Source organism: Aquitalea pelogenes, assembly GCF_001515305.1.
Taxonomy (GTDB): Bacteria; Pseudomonadota; Gammaproteobacteria; order Burkholderiales; family Chromobacteriaceae; genus Aquitalea; species Aquitalea pelogenes.
Window position 1 is genome coordinate 1 of the sequence record NZ_LNQV01000137.1, and the last position, 269, is coordinate 269.

Consider the following 269-nt stretch of genomic DNA (forward strand, 5'->3'; position numbering starts at 1 on the left):
GCAGGCGCAACCTCGACCTCAGCGGCAGCCAGTTGAGCAACCAATCCAGCGGCAGCACCGTGCTGTCCGCCGGACAAGACCTCACCCTCGCCAGCGGCCTGCAACAAACCGTACTCGACCGCATGGCCGGGCTGTACCTGGGGCAGGGCACAGGCCCCATGCTGCTGGCCGCAGGCGCAACCTCGACCTCAGCGGCAGCCAGTTGAGCAACCAATCCAGCGGCAGCACCGTGCTGTCCGCCGGACAAGACCTCACCCTCGCCAGCGGCC

General features: G+C 68.4%; 1 protein-coding gene. It reads left to right on the forward strand.

The window, feature by feature from the left end:
* The coding region (locus tag AWT75_RS21815) for a hypothetical protein (protein ID WP_161937796.1) at positions 1-206 on the forward strand (206 nt) is incomplete at its 5' end.
* Positions 207-269: the final 63 nt, after the last annotated feature.